This window comes from Sorangium sp. So ce124 (assembly GCF_051525235.1).
GTDB lineage: Bacteria > Myxococcota_A > Polyangia > Polyangiales > Polyangiaceae > Sorangium > Sorangium atrum.
In genome coordinates this window covers 949,834-970,499 of sequence record NZ_CP150312.1, presented here as the reverse complement: position 1 = coordinate 970,499, position 20,666 = coordinate 949,834, and the positions used below count along the sequence as shown (strand labels likewise).

The window sequence follows — 20,666 nt, the reverse complement described above, 5'->3', positions numbered from 1 at the left end:
GCCGTTGCCGCCGCGCGCCAGGGCGCATGTATGCCGACGCGCCAGGGCGCATGTATGCCGACGCGCCAGGGCGCATGTATGCCGACGCGCCAGGGCGCACGGTGCGCGCTCGGGCTCGCGGCGCGGGCTCATGAGCGCAGTCCATCCATCCGAAGCCGCGACTCGCGCAGAAGGCGCGCTGCGCGCGGCAACCAGAAGGCGCGCCGCCCGCAACTCGCGATGTGCAGCGAGGATGCCGGAGATGCGGTGTTCCGGAACAACACGGCAGATTCCCGGAGAGCACATCAGAGCCAGCGTCCCCCATACCCTCTGGTCGACTCGCTCGATCCAGCCCCCTCGCGAAGGGGCCTCTCGCTCAAGAGTCCTCGCCCTTGCGGTGCACCGAGGGCACGAGCATCAATCTGGGGCGGCGCTTGCTGCGCTCTTTAGGACCACCTACCGGGCGTGGGTTCTTGGCCCACAAGAGGCTCTGCGACGCGGGCAGTCTGGGCCCTGACGGCGGCGCGAGCTCCTCCGCCGCCGCCTCTTCGCGAGCCGCCCGCTCCGCGATGCAGTGCATACAATACTTCTCGGGATCCCAGTCGATGTCCTCGAGACCCAGCCTCCGTACCCACATCCGCTCCCACTCCCCCATCTTGCTCAAGCTGGGGCGCTTACCAGAGGGAGGGGGGTCGTCTCCGCGGGACCTTCGGCGCTTCGGCATGGGGCTCCTTGAATTCGGGAGGCGCCCATTCTGCCGGCAACGAATGAGCTCGCCAAGGGGTTTCTTCGAATCATGGTTACCGTTTTGCCGTGTTACGTTCAGCCCTCCGGAATTGCCACGAAATCATACCACCTCTCATTTTTTCTACAGTGCTCCCCGCTACCAGCAATCCAGCGGGCACTGCTCGCTGCCGCCACATCGCTTGCTCAAGGAGACGCCTGCTCCGCCGCCCTGCGCGGGCAGCCCGCCGCAGCCGCGGGATCCGCCGCTGCCTCCGCTCGCTCCGGCGCCCGGCATGGCTCCAGGAAAGATCGCCGCCCCGCCCTTCGCGCCGCCATCTTCGTCCCCAGCTTCGTCCCCAGGAATGCTGCCCACCCCCGGCCCGTGCTCGGCCCTACGGGCCTGCGCGCGGTCCGCCCCTCCCAAGTCCCGCGCTACGCGCGGGACGGGAGGGGTCGCCTCGCCACAGCCTCGCTGCGCTCCGGCGCTTCTGCGCCGCTCCTCCTTACGAAGTCAACCCACGGACCCCGCCACACGGGCCAGGACGCACATTGCCTGCTCGAGCTCGCCTTTCTCATGAGCGCAGTCCATCAGCAGGCTCGCCGCCAGGCGCAGCTCACGGTGCGCTGCGAGGATGCCGGCGATGCGCTGCTCGGACACCGAGCCCCAGAGGCCCCCCGAGCACGCGAGGAAAATGTCGCCCGGCTCCGTGTTCTCGACCTGGGCCGTCATCTCCACCGCCGCGTCGCAGCCGAGCGCGCGCGCGGCCGCGCCGGCGTGTTGCACCAGCATGGCTGGGGCGTCCAGCGGGATGGATCCATCCAACGCCCCGCCGTCGAGCCCCGCACCATCACGCGGTCGCGCCTCCAGCTTCCCCCCACGGAACCGGTAGATGTGCATATCGCCGGCGTAGACGATGTACGCCGCCCCTGGCGCGAGCAGTACACCGGCGAAGGTCACCTGCACGCCGCTCGGTCCCGGCTGCAGACGCTCGTCCACGGAGCGGCCTGTTCGACGCGGGCTCATCGTGAGCCGCACTTCGTCCCGACACTGCGGCGCAATCATCTCACCAGCGCCAAGGTAGTCCACGCTGCCTGCCTCGACAGGGGGATGCACCATCTCGATCGCCGTGCGGGAGACGAGCTCTCCGCCGAGCCGGCCCGTGACCAGGAAAAGGCCCAGGCAAGGTAACTCACCAGAGCGCTCCTCGTTGCTCGCACGACGCCTCGACACAAGGGCATCCGCCCCGGCCTCGATGGCAAGCGTTGGACGCACCATCCTCCACCTCGCACGCTCGTCGCAAGGACGAGCCGAGTAGCGCGCACCACGCTCGCGGTGCGCCGGTCTCCTGCTCTGTCGCCCAGCGCGCCGCGCCGCCGCCGTGCGCTCTCGTCGAGTTCAGGCCGTCAGCGGCTGCTCGCTCGACCTGGGAGCTCGCGACGGGACCTTTCGCTCAAGCGCTCAAAAATCCTCGCGCACGAGACGCGCCAGTCGCACCATCTTCAGCAGCAGCCGCCTGCAGCGGCCCTTGCTCCGCCTGCCTCGCCTGCCCGCCCTCGGCGGGATCTTCTCCCACCCAGGGCTCAGCCGCAGCTTCGGTCGGTTCCCCGACCGTGATGCAAGCTCCTCCATCACCGCTTCCCAGGCCGCTCGCTTCGCGATGCAGTGCTCGCAGTGCAGTTCCGGGTCCCACTCCACGTCCTCGAGACCCAGCCTGCGTACCCACATCCGCTCCCACTCCCCCATCCCGCTCGGGCTGGGGCGTCTTCCGGAGGGAGGGACATCGTTTCGACTGGAATTCCGGCGCATCGGCGGGGCGCTCCTTGGATCGAGCGGCGCGCATACTGCCGGCCACGAAAGAGCTCGCCAAGCGTTTTCGTCCAGAAATCGATATCTTTCGACTACTTACGCGCAGCCAGGCCGGGTCGTCACAAAATCGTACGGTCGTCCTCACTTTCTCCACGCTCACCGGTGGCAGCGAGCAGCGGGCGCAGTTCGCCGCTGTACATGTGGCCTGCGGGAAGCGCCTCGCACGCTCGATCGCGCGTCGCGCGATCGTCGGGGTGGCCTGCCGCCACGCTTCGCGGCGGCAGGCGGCACCAGCGACGAGGCCGCCCGCTGCCTCGTCGCTCACTTACGGAAACTCCTGCTCCGCCGCCGTCGTGCCTGCTGCGCCCGCGTTGTGGGCGACGTTGTTGCTGGCGCCGGGGCCCCCGGCGCCCGGCGGCGTGCCGGGTTGCAGCGTGGTCTGCCCTTGCTGCTGCACCGCGTCGCCTCGGCACGCGAGGACGGGAGGTGGTCTCGACGGCGATCGCGGTTCGGAGCCCGGCGCCATCACGCCTCCGCCCCGGCGCCACACATCGCAGCTCCCTCGCCGCAAGAAAGTGATCTACTGCCGGACTGCCTTCAGCGACCGTTGGATAACATCCACGCTCGCGGCCCGACGCAGAAGGTTTCAGCAGATCAACGGTCCCTCCGCCAGCGCCCTGGGCAATCCACGCGATGGTGGTGCGGTTGTAAGCGCCTGGCAGCCCACCGTGTCGCGTCTCCGCGACAAAAGAGTCCCTATCACCCCGGCGCGGGGTGCGTCCAACCATTTCTTGTCTCCTCCTTCAACTCCGCTGCTCGCGGCACACCGCGCTCGTCCGCATTGCGTTCATCCATGAAGAATTATCACTCATCCTCACCGCGCTGCGCACTTCACTCGCCGCAGCTCGCATTACCTGTGAAGTCCCAGCATTCTCCGCTCACGCCTGCCTCGCCGGCGTTTCCTCCCGGCGCCGTGCCTCCGCCATCGCCCTCTGTGCCCCCCATGAAGGTCGCCAGCGTCGCCGTAGCACCCGGCGCCGCCCCATACGCGATGCCCACTGCGTGGCCGCCTCGGCCGCCTCCGCCGGGACCGCCAGCTCCGCCTCGGCCGCCTTTACCGCCATCGCAGCCGGGGATAGACGGCGGTTTCTCCGATGCTGCTCCACCCGCAGCGCCGGCGCCTCCGTTCGCCCCGTTCTGTCCGACTACGCCGTCGCCCCCCTTGCCCGCCTTGCCCACCGCGACGCTCACCTCAGTCAGCACCAGCTTCGTACCCAAGCTCACAATCCCGAGGCTCGACCCGCCCGCCTTCCCACCACCGCCGCCCTTGCCGCCGCAGCCACCCGCGCCGCCGCCACCGCCGCTCGCGCCGGGCCCCGCGAAGATGCCTGCGCCCGACACGCAGAACGCTCCCGCTTTCGCTCCGCCACCACCTCCGCCCCCTTGACCTTTCTTCCCGATTGTGCCTGTTCCACCGTCGCCGCCCGCGACGCCGGTCAACATCAGCGTCGTGCCGCTTCCGGCAGCGCCGGCGACACCGCCGGCGCCGAGCGCACCGTCTTCTCCACGCCGGCATTCACCAGCCACATCCGTTTGGCCGATGCCGCCGACGCCCTTGTTGTTCGGGTTCGCCTCCGGCAACGGCCCACCATCCGCTCCCTTCAGCCCATTGCCGTCCTCGGTCCCCGTGATCCCACCGAGCCCGCCGGCGCCCCCGCGTGTCTCGCCGTCCTCGCACACCGTCACGCCGGGATCGCCACCGTACACGAGTTCATCCCTTGCACACGCCTCCGATGGACTCGTCATCGACGCGCCCGCCCCGCCCTGCGGTGCTTCCGTCGGCGTCGTGCCCTCCTCTCCGGCCATTCCATCGCCCGCGGTCACCTCCACCTGCGCCAGTTCCGCCTCGATGTTCGCCACCGCCACGCCGATTGACGACCCGCCCAATTCCGTCGCGCTCGCTGCTCGGACCGAGAAGCTACGCACCTTCGCTCCGCTTGCGCCTTCCCTGAGCGTCAGCGCTACAGCGCCAGCAGGACCCTCAATCGCGCTTCGCGCCTGCTCGCTCCAAGTCCACTCCGCCTCGCAGTCGAAGCCACCGATCATCTCGATCCCAGCCTCGATCGCCACGCTCTCGGCGAACGCTCCGCTCGCGCAGGCGAGCACCCGCTTGTTACCCGCCTTCCCCACCGCCTCCCCGAGCGACGCGTACGGCCTCGCCTTCGTCCCGTCTCCCCCCGCTTCCGCCGTCGCGCTCGCGAACACGGCGCACTCGTCCGTCACCGTGCTCGCGTCCTGCGTCGGGTCCGCCTCACATGCAGGGTTCGGCACGCTGCCTCCAGTGTCTGCGGAAGCAAAGTGATCGCAGGTGAGCATCCGCTCGCAATCTCCTGTTACATCGCTCCAGATAATGTCACAGCTGCTCGCAACGAGGACGAGCACCACATTCGCCACAATCCAGCGCCTTGCTTTCTTCTTCATCACGTCCTCTCCCGAGCTCTTCACCACATACCGAGCACGACGACGCCAGCACCCGTCGGGAGCGCGGTGGCAGCCACGCGTGCCTGCCCGACAGCCTTGGTTTCATCTTCCGGCCACAGCGCGTACGTCAGTCCCGCGGCCGCAAGTACACCCGATGCGATATATGCGACACCTGCCACACTACCCATCGTATCGACTCGCTCTCCAGCACTGTTCAGCTCTGCACAACGGTTGACAAAAGCCGCCGGCGGCCTCGCGCACTGCCCGCTAGCGTCTCTGATCGCCTGGCTCTGCACGCGCAGCTCGCCGAGCACGTTGCTTCCCGCCACTGTCGCCCAGATCCCCAAACCGAGCCCCAACGCGCTCGCCACATCCAGCGCGACTACCGGCACCCAGCTCCTCTTTTTCGGCAGCGCTACCGGCTTCGCAGGTGCCTCCTGCGCAACCGGCCCGCCAGCCCGCGGCCCCGGCGCGGCTCCCTCTTCGCCTCCCTTCGCCGACGGTGTCGCCAGCTGCGCCTCGCTTCTCGCCAGCGCCACGTCGACCTTCCCTCCCTTGGCCACCTTCACCGTCTGGCTCGCTGGCGCATATCCCTCCAGCCTCGCCTCCGCCGCATGCATTCCTGCCGCCGTGGCGCGCGCAGCATCCTTTTCCTCGCACCACGCGGCCCGTGCCGGCGTGCAGAGCAGGACGGAGAGCACCATAGCGATACCCACCCCCGGCCCCTGCTCGGCCCTACCGGCCTGCGCGCGGTCCGCCCCTCCCATGTCCCGCGCTCCGCGCAGGACGGGAGAGGTCTCGCCAGCTAAGGTAGTCCGGATGCGAGCGTGTCCACGCTGCCGCCCCACCACCACGGCACCGCCCAGCTCTCCCGCCGCGCAAAAGCGATCTGCTGCCGGGCTCCCTTCAGCGACCGTCGGATAACATCCGCTCTCGCGGCCCGACGCAGAAGAAGTCAGCAGATCAACGGTCCCTCCGCCCGCGCCTTGGGCAGTCCACTCGCAGGTGGTGAAGTTGTCAGCGCCGGGAAGCCCACCGTGCCGCGTCTCCGCGACAAAGCGGTCCCTACCACCCCGGCGCGGGGTGCGTCCAACCATTTCTTGTCTCCTCCTTCAGCTAAGCTGCTCGCGGAGCACTACATTCGTCAGTCGCCCGTCCGCATTGCGCTCAGCTCTCGTAGATTCTCAATCATCCTCACCGCGTTGCTCACTTCACTGGCCACAGCTCGCATTGCCCATGAGGTCCCAACATTCTCCGCCCACGCTGACCTCGCCGGCATTTCCCCACCCGGCGCCGTGTCTCCGCCGTCGCCCGCTGGGCACCCTATGAAGTTCACCAAGGGCTTTCTTCCGAAATCAAAGCTTTTTCACCCAACTACGCGTAGCCATGCGGGATCGTCACGGAATCGTACGGTCGTCCTCGCTTTCTCCGCCACTCGCCGGTAGCAGCGATCCACGGGGCTCTGCCCACCGCCGCGCACGTCATCCGCGGGCACACCTCTCCCCTTCGATGGCGCTTCGCGCGATCGCCAGTTCCTCCTTCCGCCGCGCTTCTCGGGCCCGCGGGCGGCGCCATCGACGACGCCGCCCGCTACCTCATCACTCGCTCACGGAAATTCCTGCTCCGCCGCCACCGTGCCTTCCGCGCCCGCGTTCTCCAACACATTGTTGCTTCCGCCAGGTCCGCCGGTGCCAGGCGTGCCAGGTTGCAGCATCGTCTGCCCTTCCTGCTTCACCGCCTCGCCTCGGTAGGCGATCGCGAACGACGGCCCGCCGAGGCCTCCTCCTCCTGGACCGCCGTTGCCTCCCTGGCCTCCCTTCCCCCCATCGCACGCAGCCTTCGACCCGCTCACGCCCACGCCACCAACTCCGCCGAGACCACCGAGCCCGCCAGGCTGAAGGTCGCCCCCCGCGCCTCCCTTGCCTCCGTTGCCGGCCTTCAGCACGCAGTCCTGCAGCGTCACCTTCCCCTCAACGCTCGCCAGCGCGATGCTCGCTCCTCCCGCTCCGCCGCCTTGGCCGGGTAGCCCGCCGCAACCACCGGGGCCCCCGCTGCCGCCACTCGCCCCAGCTCCCCGCATGGCGCCTGGGCAGATCGCCGCGCCGCCCTTCGCTCCGCCGCCTCCGCCCCCACCTTGCCCGGGCGTGCCCGCTTTGCCGGATCCGCCGCTCACACCCGTGTAGCCCGATGAACTCAGCGCGCCGGGGCCGCTCGCAGCGGCGCCGGCGTTCCCCGGGGGACCGTTATCGCCGCCCTGGCCGGTGCCACCAGCGGCACAGCTCCAGGCGCCTGCCGCGGGCTCTCCAGTGCCTGCTGCGCCGAGGGTGCCAGGTTCTCCGACCTGTCCACTGCCACCGTTGTTCACCCTGCCAGCACCACCTTCTCCCCCGATCGACAACGCTTCGCCGCACGCATTTTCGACCTGCGCTCCCCCCGGTAGCGTCTCATCGGGCGCTCCTGATGTATCCAGATCGCTGCACGCATCGGTCCCGGCGTTCCCAGGCGACGCCTGCGCCGGCACCTCGTGCGGCGCATCCTTTCCCTCCGTCCCATCCGCTCCGTTACCCGCGACCAGCTCGCACCGCGCCAGTTCCACCTCCGCACCGTCCACCAACACCGCAATCGACGAGCCGCCCGGCTCCGTCGCGCTCGCCGCGCGGATCGCGAAGCTCCTCACCTTCGCCCCGCTCGCGGCCTCCGACACCGTAAGCGCGACCTGGTTCGCAGGCGCCTCGATCGCGCTCCGCGCCTCCTCGCTCCACGTCCACTCCGCCTCGCAGTCGAAGCCCCCGATCACCTCGATCCCAGCCTCGATCGCCACGCTCTCGGCGAACGCTCCGCTCGCGCACGCGAGCACCCGCTTGTTCCCTGCGTTCGCCACCGCCTCTCCGAGCGATGCGTACGGCTTCGCCTTCGTCCCGTCTCCCCCCGCTTCCGCCGTCGCGCTCGCGAACACCGCGCACTCGTCCGTCACCGTGCTCGCGTCCTGCGTCGGATCAGCCTCGCATGCGGGGTTCGGCACACTGCCGCCACCCCCGTCGAGATAATGAGGACACGTGAGCATGAACTCACAGTCATCCGTCAGCCCGACAGACAGGTAGTCGCAGCCGCTCGCCGCCATGGAAACTGCACTCCAGCTGATCAACCACCTCATCCATCTGTTACTCATTGTGCTCACCCTCACCCCGCTCACCAGACTCCCACCACGAAGACACCGCCCCCGTCTGCGTACGTCTGGGGCAAGACGCGCAGCGCGCGCCCCGCTGATGTGGCGCGTTGAGGCCACAGCGCATACGTGGCTGCGGCGATCGCCAGCGCCCCCGACACCGCATAGCTGACAACGGACACCGTACCGAAACGAGCCGCGCGCCCCGCCTCACGCTCCACGTCGCGGCATCTGTAGATCAAGTCGCTCGGCGGCTCGATGCACTGTCCGTGCATCTGCTGGATCCGCGCTTGATGTCCATCCGCGTCGCTCCGCGCATTTCTCGACGCCACCGTCATTCCGATTCCCACGCCGAGCCACACCGCACTCGCTGCCCCCAGCGTGATCACCGGCACCCAGTTCCTCTTGTCCGGCAGCCGTCGCGGCTCCACCAGCGCCGCTGGCGGCCCCGCCACGGGCCCGACGATTCCCGCACCCGTCGCGCTCTCGCCACCCTCCGTCGTCGCTCCCGGGGCTGTCGACGCCTCGTTCTTCGCCGGCGCCGCGTCGGCCGCCTCTCCCATAGCCACCCGAACTCGCTGCTCGCCCCACGCAGCGCGCGCTGGCGTGCAGCAAAGGAGGACGGATACAAGGATGCTGCCCACCCCCGGCCCGTGCTCGGCCCTCCGGGCCTGCGCGCGGTCCGCCCCTCCCATGTCCCGCGCTACGCGCGGGACGGGAGGGGCCTCGCCACCTACGGTCGTTCGGGTGCCAGTGTGACCACGCCTCCGCCCCGCCGCCACGGCACCGCGCGGCTCTCCCGCTGCGCAAAAGTGATCTGCCGCCGGGCTCCCTTCAGCGACCGTCGGATCATATCCGCTCTCGCGACCCGACGCAGAAGAAGCCAGCAGATCGACGGTACATCCGCCCGCGCCTTCGGCAGTCCACTCGTAGGTGGTGAAGTTGTCAGCGCCGGGAAGCCCACCGTGCCGCTTATCCGCGACAAAAGAGTCCCTATCACCCCGGCGCGGGGCGCGTCTAACCATTTCTTGTCTCTCCTTCAGCTCAGCTGCTCGCGAAGCACCGCGCTCGTCCGTCGCTCCTCCGCATTGCGCTCAGCTATCAAAAATTCTCAATCATCCTCACCGCACTACTCACGTCACTGGCCGCAGCTCGCATTGCCCGCGAAGTCCCAACATTCTCCGTTCACGCCTGCCTCGCCGGCGTTTCCTCCCGGCGCCGTGCCTCCGCCATCGCCCGCTGCGCCCCCCATGAAGTTCGCCAGCGTCACCGCAGCACCCGGCGCCGCGTACGCGATGCCCACCGCGTGGCCGCCTCGGCCGCCAGCTCCGGGGCCGCCCATGCCTCCTTGACCACCTCGGCCGCCGTCGCAGCCGGCCGAGCCGCCGAGGGACGACGGCGTTCCGCCCGTCGCGCCACTGCCGCCGAGAGCTCCGCCTCTCCCGCCGGCTCCGTTGCCCCCCTTGCCCGCCTTGCCCACTGCGATGCTCACCTCCCTCAGCACCAGCTTCGTCCCGAGACTCACGATCCCGATGCTCGACCCGCCCGCCTTTCCACCGCCGCCGCCCTTACCTCCGCAGCCGCCGGCTCCGCCACCGCCACCGCTGGCGCCGGGGCCCTCGAAAGTGCCCGCACCGACTTTGCAGAACATCCCGGCCTTCGCTCCGCCGCCGCCACCTCCCCCTTGACCTCGCTTCCCAAATGTGCCGCTGCTGCCATCACCGCCAGCGATGCCGGCCAGCGTCAGCGTCATCTCGCCACCGGCGGTTCCGGGGTCACCAGTAGCTCCAGGCGCGCCGGGCTCTCCCTGCCGGCAATTGCCACCGGTCTGTCCGGCTCCTCCAATCCCGTACTCCTCTGGATTCGGCTCCGGCAGCGGCCCGCCATCCGCACCCTTCTGACCATTGCCCTCGTCGGTCTCCGTCAGCCCGCCGAGCCCACCGGCGCCGCCGCGCGTCTCGCCGTCGTCGCACGTCGTCACGCCGGGGTCGCCGCCTCGCACAGCCGCTGGATGAGCACACGCATTCGAGGGCCGGGTCTCCTCCGCGTCTGGCGCGCTCGCTCCTGCCTGCGGCGCCTCCGTCGGCGTCTCGCCGTTCGCACCATCCATGCCATCGCCCGCGGTCACATCCACCTGCGCGAGTTCCGCCTCGATGTCCGCCACTGCCACGCCGATCGACGACCCACCCAGCTCCGTCGCGCTCGCTGCGCGGACCGAGAAGTTCCTCACCTTCGCCCCGCTCGCGGCCTCCGACACGGTGAGCGCGATCTGGTTCGCAGGCGCATCGATCGCGCTCCGCGCCTCCTCACTCCACGCCCACCCCGCCTTGCAGTCGAAGCCCCCGATCACCTCCACCCCAGCCTCAATCGTCACGCTCTCCGCGAACGCACTGCTCGCGCACGCGAGCACCCGCTTATTCCCCGCCTTCGCCACCGCCTCCCCGAGCGACACGTACGGCTTCGCCTTCGTCCCGTCTCCCCCCGGCTCCGCCGTCGCGCTCGCGAACACCGCGCACTCGTCCGTCACCGTGCTCGCGTCCTGCGTCGGATCAGCCTCGCATCCGGGGTTCGGCGGTCCACCACCACTGCCGGTTGGCAGGAAGTGTTCACAGGTGAGCATCAGCTCACAATCCCCTGACACGTCGTTCCACACGACGTCACAGCCGCTCGCAGCGAGGACAAGCACAACATTCGCTGCAACCCAGCGCCTTGCTTTCGTTTTCATCGCGTCCTCTTCCGAGCCCTTCACCATGCACCGAGCACGACAACGCCAGCGCCCGTCGGATGCGCTGTGGCCACTACGCGCGGCTGTCCCGCGGTTCTCGTCTCTCCACGCGGCCACAGCGCATAGGTCAACGCGGCGGCGGCCAGTACACCCGACGCAACGTAGGCCGCGCCTGCCACATGCCCGAGCGTGTCCACGCGCTCTCCGGTGCTGCTCAGCTCCGCGCAATCGTCGACGAACGACGCCGACGGCTTCGTGCACTGTCCTCCAGCGTTTCTGATCGACTGTCTCTGCGCGTGAACGTCGTCGAGCACATTACTTCCTGCAACCGTCATCGCGATCCCCACGCCGAGCCCCACCGCGCTCGCCGCGCCCAGCGCGATCACCGGCACCCAGTTCTTCTTCGGCGGCGGCTCCACCGGCCCCGCCGGCGGCTGCCCCATCACCGGCCCACCGGCCCCCACGCCCGCCGCGCCCATCCCGCCCTCCGTCTTCGCGCCCGCCGCCTGCGCCTCGCTCTTCACCGCCACCATCGCCATCCCCACGTCCGCCGTCTCTCCCTTGGCGCTCTTCACCGTCTGGCTCACCGGCGCATACCCCTCCAGCCTCGCCTCTACCCGGTGCTCCCCCGGCTCGACGAACACCTCCCCTTCCAGCGGCGCCCGCCCCACGGCCTTGCCGTCCACAAGCACTTCCGCCCCCGCCGCGCTTACCGTCACCCTCAGCGCCCCCACCTGCGCGCGCGACTCCGCCAGCCGCTGCTCCGCCGTCGGCTTCAGCTTCGCCACCGTCTTGACCAGCGGCCAGTTCCTCAGCGCGAACGGCAGGTGCTCCGCTGCTTCTCGGTACTTCTTCAGCTGGTACTTCGTGTTCCCGAGGTTGTACGCCACATCGAACGTCGGGTTCAGCTCCCACGCCGACTGCAGCTCAGCCTCCGCCTCCACGTACTTCCTCGACGCCATCGCAGTCGATGAGCCGCGTTCCTCGCCCCATGCGGCGCGCGCTGGCGTGCAGCAAAGAAGGACGGCCACAAGGATGCTGCCCACCCCCGGCCCGTGCTCGGCCCTGCGGGCCTGCGCGCGGTCCGCCCCTCCCATGTCCCGCGCTGCGCGCGGTACGGGAGGGGTCTCGCCAGCGACGGCGGCTCCTGTTCCAGCGCGGTGACGCATAAATCCCCACGCGACCGCGCCTTGAAGCACTCCCGCTGCGTAAAAGCGATCGGCTGCCGGGCTCCCTTCAGCGACCGTCGGATAACATCCGCTCTCGCGGCCCGACGCAGAAGAAGTCAGCAGATCAACGGTCCCTCCGCCCGCGCCTTGGGCAGTCCACTCGCAGGTGGTGAAGTTGTCAGCGCCGGGAAGCCCACCGTGCCGCGTCTCCGCGACAAAAGAGCCCCTATCACCCCGGCGCGGGGCGCGTCCAACCATTTCTTGTCTCCTCCTTCAGCTCAGCTGCTCGCGAAGCACCGCGCTCGTCCGTCGCTCCTCCGCATTGCGCTCAGCTATCAAAAATTCTCAATCATCCTCACCGCACTACTCACGTCACTGGCCGCAGCTCGCATTGCCCGCGAAGTCCCAACATTCTCCGTTTACGCCTGCCTCGCCGGCGTTTCCTCCCGGCGCCGTGCCTCCGCCATCGCCCGCTGTGCCCCCCATGAAGTTCGCCAGCGTCACCGCAGCCCCAGGCGCCGCGTAGGCGATGCCCACCGCGTGGCCGCCTCGGCCGCCGGCTCCGGGACCGCCCATGCCTCCTTGACCGCCATCTCCGCCTCGGCAGCCGGCCGAGCCGCCACGGGGCGAAGGCGTTCCGCCCATTGCACCGCCGCCGCCGAGCGCTCCGCCTCTCCCGCCGGCTCCGTTGCCCCCCTTCCCCGCGTTGCCCACCGCGACGGTCACCTCGGTCAGCACAAGCTTCGTCCCGAGGCTCACAATCCCGATGCTTGACCCGCCGACCTTTCCGCCGCCGCCTCCTTTACCTCCGCACCCGCCGGCTCCGCCTCCGCCGCCGCTTGCGCCTACGCCGTCTACCGTGCTTCCGCCGCCGGCCTCGCAGAACACACCGGCCTTCGCTCCTCCCCCGCCTCCTCCACCTTGACCTCGCTTGCCAGTTCCGCCTTCACGGCCATCGCCCCCAACAATGCCGGCCAGCGTCAGCTGCGTGTCACTTCTAGCCTCGCCGACCTCGCCGCCAGCGCCGGGCAAGCCATCTTCTCCGCGCCGGCAGTTGGCGTCGGCTTGCCCAGCGCCACCAATGCCGGACGCGTCCGGGTTCGGCTCTGGTAACGGCATACCATCCGCTCCCTTCAGACCGTTGCCTGCCTCCGTCCCCGTGATCCCGCCGAGCCCGCCGACGCCACCGCGCGTCTCGCCGTCCTCGCACGTCGTCACGCCGGGATCGCCGCCGAACACCCTATTCGTTGCAGTGCACGCCTCTGACGCCACCGCCAACGCGCTCGCTCCCGCCTGCGGTGCCTCCGTCGGCGTCGTGCCGTCCTCTCCGGCCATCCCATCGCCTGCGATCACATCCACCTGCGCCAGTTCCGCCTCGATGTCCGCAACCGCCACGCCGATCGACGACCCGCCCAGTTCCGTCGCGCTCGCCGCGCGAACCGCGAAGTTCCTCACCGTCGCCCCGCTCGCGCCTTCCGTCATCGTAAGCGCCACCGCGCCCGCGGGTCCCTCGATCGCGCTACGTGCCTCACCACTCCACGCCCAGTCCGCCTCGCAATCGAAGCCTCCTATCACCTCGATCCCCGCCGCGATCGTCACGCTCTCCGCGAACGCCCCGCTCGCGCACGCCAGCACCCTCTTGCCCTTCGCGTTCGCCACCGCCTCTCCGAGCGATGCGTACGGATTCGCCTTCGTCCCGTCACCGCCCTCCGCCGCATTCGCGCTCACAAACACCGCGCACTCGTCCGTCACCGTGCTCGCATCCTTCGTCGGATCAGCCTCGCATGCGGGGTTCGGCACGCTGCCCCCGGTGCCATCCCACAATCCGCGGTGGTGCTCACACGTCAGGGTGAACTCGCAGTCCTCCGCGACATTGCTCCACACCGTATCGCAACCGGCGGAGCAAACGACAAACCCCAAGGAGCACAGCTTCAAGCGCACTCGATTCCTCTTCATCGCACCCTCGTGTCGGCTCTTCACCATGCCCCCTGCACGACAATCCCCCTGTAACCCACCTGCGTTTCGGGCAGGACACGTACCTTGCCTGACGCCTTAGTCCCCGAGCGCGGCCACAGCGCGTAGGTCACGGCTGCAATGGCCAGCACGCCCGACGCCGTGTACGCCACGGTGGCTGCACGCCCGAACGTGTCGACCCGCGAAGCCGTCGATCGGAGATCAGAGCACGCTCGACTGTATGCAGCCGGTGCATCCGGGCAGCCACCACCCGCCTTGAGAATCGCATCCGCTTGCGCGTGCCCATCGGCGCTCGCGTTGTTCGACGCCACCGTCATCGCGATCCCCACGCCGAGCCCCACCGCGCTCGCCGCGCCCAGCGCGATCACCGGCACCCAATTCTTCTTCGGCGGCGGCTCCACCGGCCCCGCCGGCGGCTGCCCCATCACCGGCCCACCGACCCCCCCGCCCGCCGCGCCCGCGCCCCCCTCCGTCTTCGCGCCCGCCGTCTGCGCCTCGCTCTTCACCGCCACCATCGCCATCCCCACGTCCGCCGTCTCTCCCTTGGCGCCCTTCACCGTCTGGCTCACCGGCGCATACCCCTCCAGCCTCGTCTCTACCCGGTGCTCCCCAGGCTCGACGAACACCTCCCCTTCCAGCGGCGCCCGCCCCACGGCCTTGCCGTCCACGAGCACTTCCGCCCCCGCCGCGCTCACCGTCACCCTCAGCGCCCCCACCTGCGCTCGCGACTCCGCCAGCCGCTGCTCCGCCGTCGGCTTCAGCTTCGCCACCGTCTTGACCAGCGGCCAGTTCCTCAGCGCGAACGACAGATGCTCCGCTGCTTCTCGGTACTTCTTCAGCTGGTACTTCGTGTTCCCGAGGTTGTACGCCACGTCGAACGTCGGGTTCAGCTCCCACGCAGACTGCAGCTCAGCCTCCGCCTCCACGTACTTCTTGTCCGAATAGAGACGCAGCCCTCGTCGATAGGACTCATCGGCACGTGTCACCGCGTCGGCGTTGGCGGGCGCAGCCTGCGGCGTGACGGTCTGCGCGGCAGCGATCTCAGGGACGGCGATCAGCGTCGCGGCACTGAACAACACAGCAAAGGATCGGCGGTTCATCATCATGGCTCCACGCGGTTTCACTCCATCACGTCATCGGCGAGCGGCTTGTCGGTAGGCGCAGGCGCGACGGGCGTCTGCGGAACGTGCGGCGCCGCGCGCGTCGGCCGCGCGGGCACGGGCGACACCGGCCCTGGTGGCGGTGGCGGCGCTGGCGGTTGGCTCGCGGACGCGGTGTCATCGAGGCTTGGCTCGACCGCCTCCGGCGGTGCCGGCGCCACCGGCGGCAACAGCTCCGAGGCCTCGGGCGGCGCCTGCGTGCTCTGCGCTGGCGCCCCGCTCGGCGGCAGCGCCGGATCCTGCTCTTTCGGCGGCGTCTCTCGCCGCAGGAGCATCGCCAGCACGAACGGCATGCTCACCGCGAGCACGGCGAGCACCACCATGAGCCACGTCGGCATCCAGGGTCGGCGCCGCCCCTCCGCCTGCGCTCCAGCCGGCGGCTTCGGCGTCACCACCGGCGGCGGCGTCACCGGCAGCAACGACGACGGCAGCAGCGCCTTGTCGATCGGCGGCAGCGCCCGGTCCGCCCACTGGCTCTGCGCCATCGCGCCCTGCTGCACCGGCGCGCCCTGCTGCACCGGCGCGTGCTGCGGGGCCGCCGCGCCCCCGTATAACGGCACACGCTGCGTCACCTGCGCCCCCTGCTGCACCGGCGCACGCTGCGCTGCCATCGCGCTCTGATGCGGCACCGCTGCTCCGGGCAGCGCCCCCGCCCCGTGCTGCGGCAAGACCGCCCCGTGTTGCTGCACGACCGCCCCGTGCTGCTGCGCCCCCGCCCCGTGCTGCTGCGCCCCCGCCCCGTGCTGCTGCGCGACTGCCCCGTGCTGCTGCGCGACCGCCCCGTGCTGCTGCGCGACTGCCCCGTGCTGCTGCGCGACTGCCCCGTGCGGCGCTGCCTGCAGCGGCGCCTTCGCCGGAAACGGCGGCGGTACCGCGTGCACCGGCAGCGGAGTCCGCCCCGTTTGCGCCGACAGCGGCGGCGGCGTCGCTTGTGCCGGATACGGCGGCGGCGCCGCTTGCACCGGAAGCGGCGGAGGTCCCGTTCGCTCCTTGGGCAGCGCCGGCACCACCGGGAACTGGAACAGCGGCTGTCCCGTCGGCTTCTGTTGCTGCATCTCCGACAGCGCCCGGTCCAGCTCCGGGTTGTTCAGCGCCTGCTGCAGCTTCCGCTCCGCCACCTCAGGATCCGCCTCGCGCCGGATGCTCTCCAGATCCGGCAGGTACTGCCGGATGTCGTCGCTGTCCTTGTTGCTGCCCATCTCGAAGACCTCTCTCCTCAGCGACTAGAACGGCCTGCACCCCACCGCAGGGCACGGCTTGGCTGGCGTCGTGCCCCCTGCTTGCGCTGGCGCTGCCGCCTTGGCCGGCGCCGCCTTCTTCCGCTCCTCGATCACCCGCAAGAATGACGGCTTCTGCCGCTTCGGCATCGGGTAGAAGTCCTCGTCGTCGTCCGTCGCGGCCGGCGCTGCTTTCACAGGCGCTGCCTTCGCCGCCGCCTGCTCCTTCACCGCCGCCTGCTCTTTCACCGCCGCCTGCTCCTTCGCCGCCGCCGGTTGCTCCTTGGGGGCAGGCGCCTCTGCGGCCGCAGCCGCCCCTGCCTTCTCCGCTGCTCCGGCCTCCACCGCCGCCTCGGCCGTGCTCGCCGCCGCCGCGCTCGCCGTCGCCTCCGGCGCAGGCGCGGCGGGGCTCGCCTCGGGCGGCGGCGGCGCTGGCGCGACCGCTGCCGTCGCCGCGCTTGCCGTCGCTGCACTCGCCGTCGCGCTCTCGACCGACGCCGCCGAGGCCGGCGCCGCCGAGGGCGCCGGCTCTCCTGTCACCGGAGCCGACGCCGTACCGCGTGCGGAGCGAAGCGCCAGCACCACGCCCACGCCTCCCAACGTGAGCGCCAGCGCCACCAGCGGCGCCAGCACGTAGGCCCGCGGCGCGCGCCGCCGCTGCGTGAGCAGCGCCGCCGGAGCCGCCGTCATCGGCGTCTCTTTCCGCAACGACTCGGCCGGCACGACGCTCGGTGCCGTCACCGAGCTCGGCGCCACTGGCCGCGCCACGATCGGCAGCGGCGCTCCCGCTCGCGGCGACTCCATCGCCGAGAACTGCGGAGTCACGTACGGCAGCTCCACCTCCTGCGGCGGCTGCGGTGCCGCTCGCTGCGCATCTCGCCATGACGTGGCGTGCTGCGTCTCGATCACCGGCAACGGCGCCGACCCACCATGCCCCTGCGCCCCCGCATGCGACGCCGGCCCTCCGTACGATTGCGGAAGCGGCCTTCCGTACGACTGCGGCAGCGGCGGCGGCCCTCCGTGCGACTGCGGCAGCGGCCCTCCGTGCGACTGCGGCAGCGGCGGCGGCCCTCCGTGCGACTGCGGCAGCGGCCCTCCGTACGACTGCGGCAGCGGCTGCGGCCCACCATGCCCCTGCGCCCCCGCGTGTGATGCCGGCCCTCCGTACGACTGCGGCAGCGGCCCTCCGTGCGACTGCGGCGGCGGCCCTCCGTACGACGGCGGCAGCGGCCCTCCGTACGACTGCGCCTGCGGCCCTCCGTACGACTGCGGCAACGGCGGCGGCCCACCATGCCCCTGCGCCCCTGCATGCGATGCCGGGTACGACTGCGCCTGCGGCGGCGGCCCCGCATACGCCTGCGCCCTCACCTCCGCCGGCAGCGGCGGCGGCCCCGCATACGCCTGCGCCCTCACCTCCGCCGGCATCGGCGGCGGCCCCGCATACGCCTGCGCCCTCACTTCCGCCGGCGGCAGCGGCCCCCCAACCCCCTGCGCCCCCGCCTGCGGCATCGCCGGCGGCCCCGTCCGCTGCGCCATCCGCTCCGCCCACGTCCCGCCGAGCTTCGCTGTCGACTCCAGCAGCTTCAGCGCGGGCAGCGGCTCCGTATGCCCCACCCCCCGCCCCCGCGGCACGCGCGACGCCGGCGCGAACGGCAGCGCGCTCGCCGGCGCCACGAACTGCTCCAGCGGCGCCGTCTCCCCGTGCACCACCCGCCGCGCCCGCTTCTCGCCCTCCGCGCTCCCTCGGTCCATCTCGCCCTCCTGCCGCGCCTCCTCCGTCTCCTCCTCGCCCGCCCGGCCCGCTGCGCTCGTCTCGTCCTCCACCGGCGTGCTGTCCTCCAGCGCCACCCCCGCGAACGCCGCCTGCCGCTCCGCCTCCATCCGCTCCCGCGCCAGCCGCTGCGCCAGCACGTGGCCCGCCGGCACCGTGTCCCTCAAGAGCCCACGCAGGTCCCGCGCCACGTCGTCGAACCTCGGATACCGCTCCTCGCGGTCGATCGCGATGCACCGCGCCACCACGGGCCACAGGAACTCAGGGCAATCCGGCACGATCTCGTGCACCGGCTCCGGCGCCGCGACCAGGTGCCCCGTCAGCGTCTCCTCCGCCGTCGCTGGCTCGCTGTCGTCCAGGAACAGGTGCTTCCCCGTCAGCACCTCGTAGAAGATCGCACCGAACGCGTAGATGTCCGTTCGCCCATCCGGCCTCGCACGCTCCACGCGCTCTGCCTTCTTCGACGACGTGTAAAGCATCTTCACCTGCTCCGGCGAGATGTACCTCACCGTCCCCACGTCCGGCAGATCATCGGTGTTCATCCCGCCGTCCGCGAACTTCGCTATCCCGAAGTCGAGCAGCCACACGTGCCCTTTCGCGTCCGCCTTCGTCCCCACCATGATGTTCTCGGGCTTCAGGTCACGGTGCCATATCCCCTTCGAGTGCACGAACGTCATCGCGTCCGCCACCTGCAGCATCACGTGCATCGCGCTCAGGAAGTCCAGCCGGTACGCCTTGTTGAGCAGCTTCCTCAGCGTCCTCCCCTCGAGGTAATCCATCACGATGTACGCCACGTGATCCGGCGACACACCCGCCTTCCTCATCCTCACGATGTTCGGGTGCTTCAGCTTCGGATAGAACTTGCACTCCTGCCGGAACCGCCTCGCGAAGTCCTCTCTCTTCAGGTGCCGGGGCAGCATGCACTTGATCGCCACGACGTCTTCCGAGTAGTCCTCCACCGCCCGGTACACTTCCCCCATCCCACCCGCGTCGATCACCTCCGTGATCCGGTAGTCCAGGAACACGTCCCCGGCCTTCAACGCCTCCCGCGCCATCACAGGACCCCCATCCCGCGCAGCACCAGCGCCGCCAGCACCGAGAACACCACCGTGCTCGCCAGCGTCAGCCCGGCGAACAGCCGCGCGTCCACCGGCGCCTCCCCCGCTCCCGCCGCCACGCCCCCGCCGGCTCCCGCCCCGCTGCTCCCCTCCGGCCTCGCCTCGAACCACGCCCTGCTCTGCGGCCCCCACCCTGCCTCCGCCTCCGGCATCCGCGCCGCTCCTGCCCACGCCCCCGCCCCGCCCGGCCCTCCCACCACCCCCAGCTCCGCCCCGATCCGCCCCAGCGCCGCCGCGAACGCCTCGGCGCTCTCGAACCGCTCCTCCGGCCGCTTCGCCAGCGCCTTCAGCACCGCCCGGTCCAGCGCCGCCGGGATCCGCTGCGCGGCGTAGCGCGACGGCGGGGCCGGCGGCTCCACGACGTGCGCGCGCAGCAGCGCCAGCGCGTCCTCGACATGGGCGAACGGACCGTGCCCCACGACCAGCGTATACATCAGCAGCCCGACCGCATACACATCTGCCCTGGCGTCCACCGGCTGGCACTGCGCCTGCTCCGGCGAGGCCGTCCGCGGCGTCCCCACCAGCAGCCCGGCCTCGGTCGGATACGCCGGCGCGGGCACGGACGGCGACGGCTCCGCCCCAGGCGCCGCCTCGGCGACGGCGCCGTCGAGCACCTTTGCGACGCCGAAGTCGAGCACCTTCGCGACCCGGGCGCCGCCCGGCGCCGCCCCCGGCGCGCACAGGAACACGTTGTCGAGCTTCACGTCGCGATGGACAAGCCCCACCCGGTGCGCCGCCGCGAGCCCCGCCAGCACCTGCCGCACCAGATCGATCGCCTCGGCTACCGGCAGCGGACCGCGCCGCTCGAGCTCCTCCCCGAGCGTCGTCCCTCGGAGCCGCTCCATCACGAAGTACGGGCGCCCCGACGGCGTCTGTCCCAGATCGAGGACCGACACCACGTGCGGCGACGACACAGCCGCCAGCGCCCGCGCCTCCACCTGCAGCCGGTCCGCGAACCGCGGATCGTGCGCCAGCGCGCGGCGGACGAGCTTCACGACGACCCGCTTCCGGAGCGCGCGGTGCTCCGCCTCGACGACCTCCCCCATGCCCCCACGCCCGAGCACCCGGAGCGCCCGGTAGGGGGTCCCTTCCAGCGCATCCCCCACGGCGCCCGAGGGCCCTGATCTTTCCGACGTGCGGCGTGCCACCACCGGCGAGGTCTCCTGAGATGGAAATCACGAGCAGGGGGCCCGTTCAGACAAAGAAAATGCACGGGCGATGTCGATTCCTGAAAAACGGCGTCGATCCGGCGTGTTACCTGCCCACAGGGCCCCGGCTCACCCCGGCGCTCCGGTTCATGGTCCAGGCCCGCCGCCCGCTCCAGCGCCCCGCCCACGCCGCTCCTCCGGGGACGCGACAAAAAGATCCCGGCC

13 protein-coding genes are annotated in these 20,666 nt (G+C 70.7%); all 13 read right to left on the bottom strand.

Annotation, left to right across the window (positions count from 1 at the left end; translation table 11 throughout):
- Window positions 1-1,216: 1,216 nt before the first annotated feature.
- The gene (locus tag WMF19_RS03555) at window positions 1,217-1,936 is read right to left on the bottom strand and encodes a PP2C family protein-serine/threonine phosphatase (RefSeq protein WP_437897796.1); all 720 of its coding nucleotides are present in this window, start codon (window positions 1,934-1,936) and stop codon (window positions 1,217-1,219) included.
- 901 nt (window positions 1,937-2,837) lie between these two features.
- Entirely contained in the window at window positions 2,838-2,969 is a 132-nt protein-coding gene (locus WMF19_RS03550; RefSeq protein WP_437897795.1) for a hypothetical protein, read from the bottom strand.
- A gap of 434 nt (window positions 2,970-3,403) precedes the next feature.
- The gene (locus WMF19_RS03545; protein ID WP_437897794.1) at window positions 3,404-4,843 is read right to left on the bottom strand and encodes a hypothetical protein; all 1,440 of its coding nucleotides are present in this window, start codon (window positions 4,841-4,843) and stop codon (window positions 3,404-3,406) included.
- A gap of 170 nt (window positions 4,844-5,013) precedes the next feature.
- Window positions 5,014-5,697 carry a hypothetical protein gene (locus tag WMF19_RS03540; protein ID WP_437897793.1) on the bottom strand — a complete coding sequence of 228 codons (684 nt, stop codon included), beginning with the start codon at window positions 5,695-5,697 and terminating at the stop codon, window positions 5,014-5,016.
- A gap of 902 nt (window positions 5,698-6,599) precedes the next feature.
- Window positions 6,600-8,147 carry a hypothetical protein gene (locus WMF19_RS03535; RefSeq protein ID WP_437897792.1) on the bottom strand — a complete coding sequence of 516 codons (1,548 nt, stop codon included), beginning with the start codon at window positions 8,145-8,147 and terminating at the stop codon, window positions 6,600-6,602.
- A gap of 35 nt (window positions 8,148-8,182) precedes the next feature.
- Window positions 8,183-8,548 carry a hypothetical protein gene (locus WMF19_RS03530; protein ID WP_437897791.1) on the bottom strand — a complete coding sequence of 122 codons (366 nt, stop codon included), beginning with the start codon at window positions 8,546-8,548 and terminating at the stop codon, window positions 8,183-8,185.
- Window positions 8,549-9,297: 749 nt separating this feature from the next.
- Window positions 9,298-10,779, bottom strand: coding sequence for a hypothetical protein (locus tag WMF19_RS03525; protein WP_437897790.1), 1,482 nt, complete (start codon window positions 10,777-10,779; stop codon window positions 9,298-9,300).
- A gap of 125 nt (window positions 10,780-10,904) precedes the next feature.
- A complete protein-coding gene (locus tag WMF19_RS03520; protein WP_437897789.1) occupies window positions 10,905-11,846 on the bottom strand; it encodes a PEGA domain-containing protein in 942 nt (313 codons plus the stop codon).
- Window positions 11,847-12,425: 579 nt separating this feature from the next.
- On the bottom strand, window positions 12,426-14,036 hold the full coding sequence (locus tag WMF19_RS03515; RefSeq protein ID WP_437897788.1) for a hypothetical protein: 1,611 nt from the start codon (window positions 14,034-14,036) through the stop codon (window positions 12,426-12,428).
- A complete protein-coding gene (locus WMF19_RS03510) occupies window positions 14,030-15,106 on the bottom strand; it encodes a PEGA domain-containing protein (RefSeq protein WP_437897787.1) in 1,077 nt (358 codons plus the stop codon). Before WMF19_RS03510 ends, WMF19_RS03515 begins: the two co-directional genes overlap by 7 nt.
- A 41-nt stretch (window positions 15,107-15,147) precedes the next feature.
- Complete coding sequence (locus tag WMF19_RS03505; RefSeq protein WP_437897786.1) at window positions 15,148-16,386, bottom strand: hypothetical protein; 1,239 nt, start codon at window positions 16,384-16,386, stop codon at window positions 15,148-15,150.
- Window positions 16,387-16,410: 24 nt separating this feature from the next.
- A complete protein-coding gene (locus tag WMF19_RS03500; protein ID WP_437897785.1) occupies window positions 16,411-19,230 on the bottom strand; it encodes a protein kinase domain-containing protein in 2,820 nt (939 codons plus the stop codon).
- Window positions 19,230-20,399, bottom strand: coding sequence for a serine/threonine-protein kinase (locus WMF19_RS03495; RefSeq protein WP_437897784.1), 1,170 nt, complete (start codon window positions 20,397-20,399; stop codon window positions 19,230-19,232). The genes WMF19_RS03500 and WMF19_RS03495 overlap by 1 nt, the downstream gene beginning before the upstream one ends.
- Between the last annotated feature and the right edge of the window lie 267 nt (window positions 20,400-20,666).

Coding starts and splice junctions, on each gene's coding strand:
- WMF19_RS03540 (WP_437897793.1), bottom strand. CDS start 5,697: ATGGTGCTCTCCGTCCTGCTCTGCACGCCGGCACGGGCCGCGTGGTGC.
- WMF19_RS03535 (WP_437897792.1), bottom strand. CDS start 8,147: ATGAGGTGGTTGATCAGCTGGAGTGCAGTTTCCATGGCGGCGAGCGGC.
- WMF19_RS03525 (WP_437897790.1), bottom strand. CDS start 10,779: ATGCTCACCTGTGAACACTTCCTGCCAACCGGCAGTGGTGGTGGACCG.
- WMF19_RS03520 (WP_437897789.1), bottom strand. CDS start 11,846: ATGGCGTCGAGGAAGTACGTGGAGGCGGAGGCTGAGCTGCAGTCGGCG.
- WMF19_RS03515 (WP_437897788.1), bottom strand. CDS start 14,036: ATGGTGAAGAGCCGACACGAGGGTGCGATGAAGAGGAATCGAGTGCGC.
- WMF19_RS03505 (WP_437897786.1), bottom strand. CDS start 16,386: ATGGGCAGCAACAAGGACAGCGACGACATCCGGCAGTACCTGCCGGAT.
- WMF19_RS03500 (WP_437897785.1), bottom strand. CDS start 19,230: ATGGCGCGGGAGGCGTTGAAGGCCGGGGACGTGTTCCTGGACTACCGG.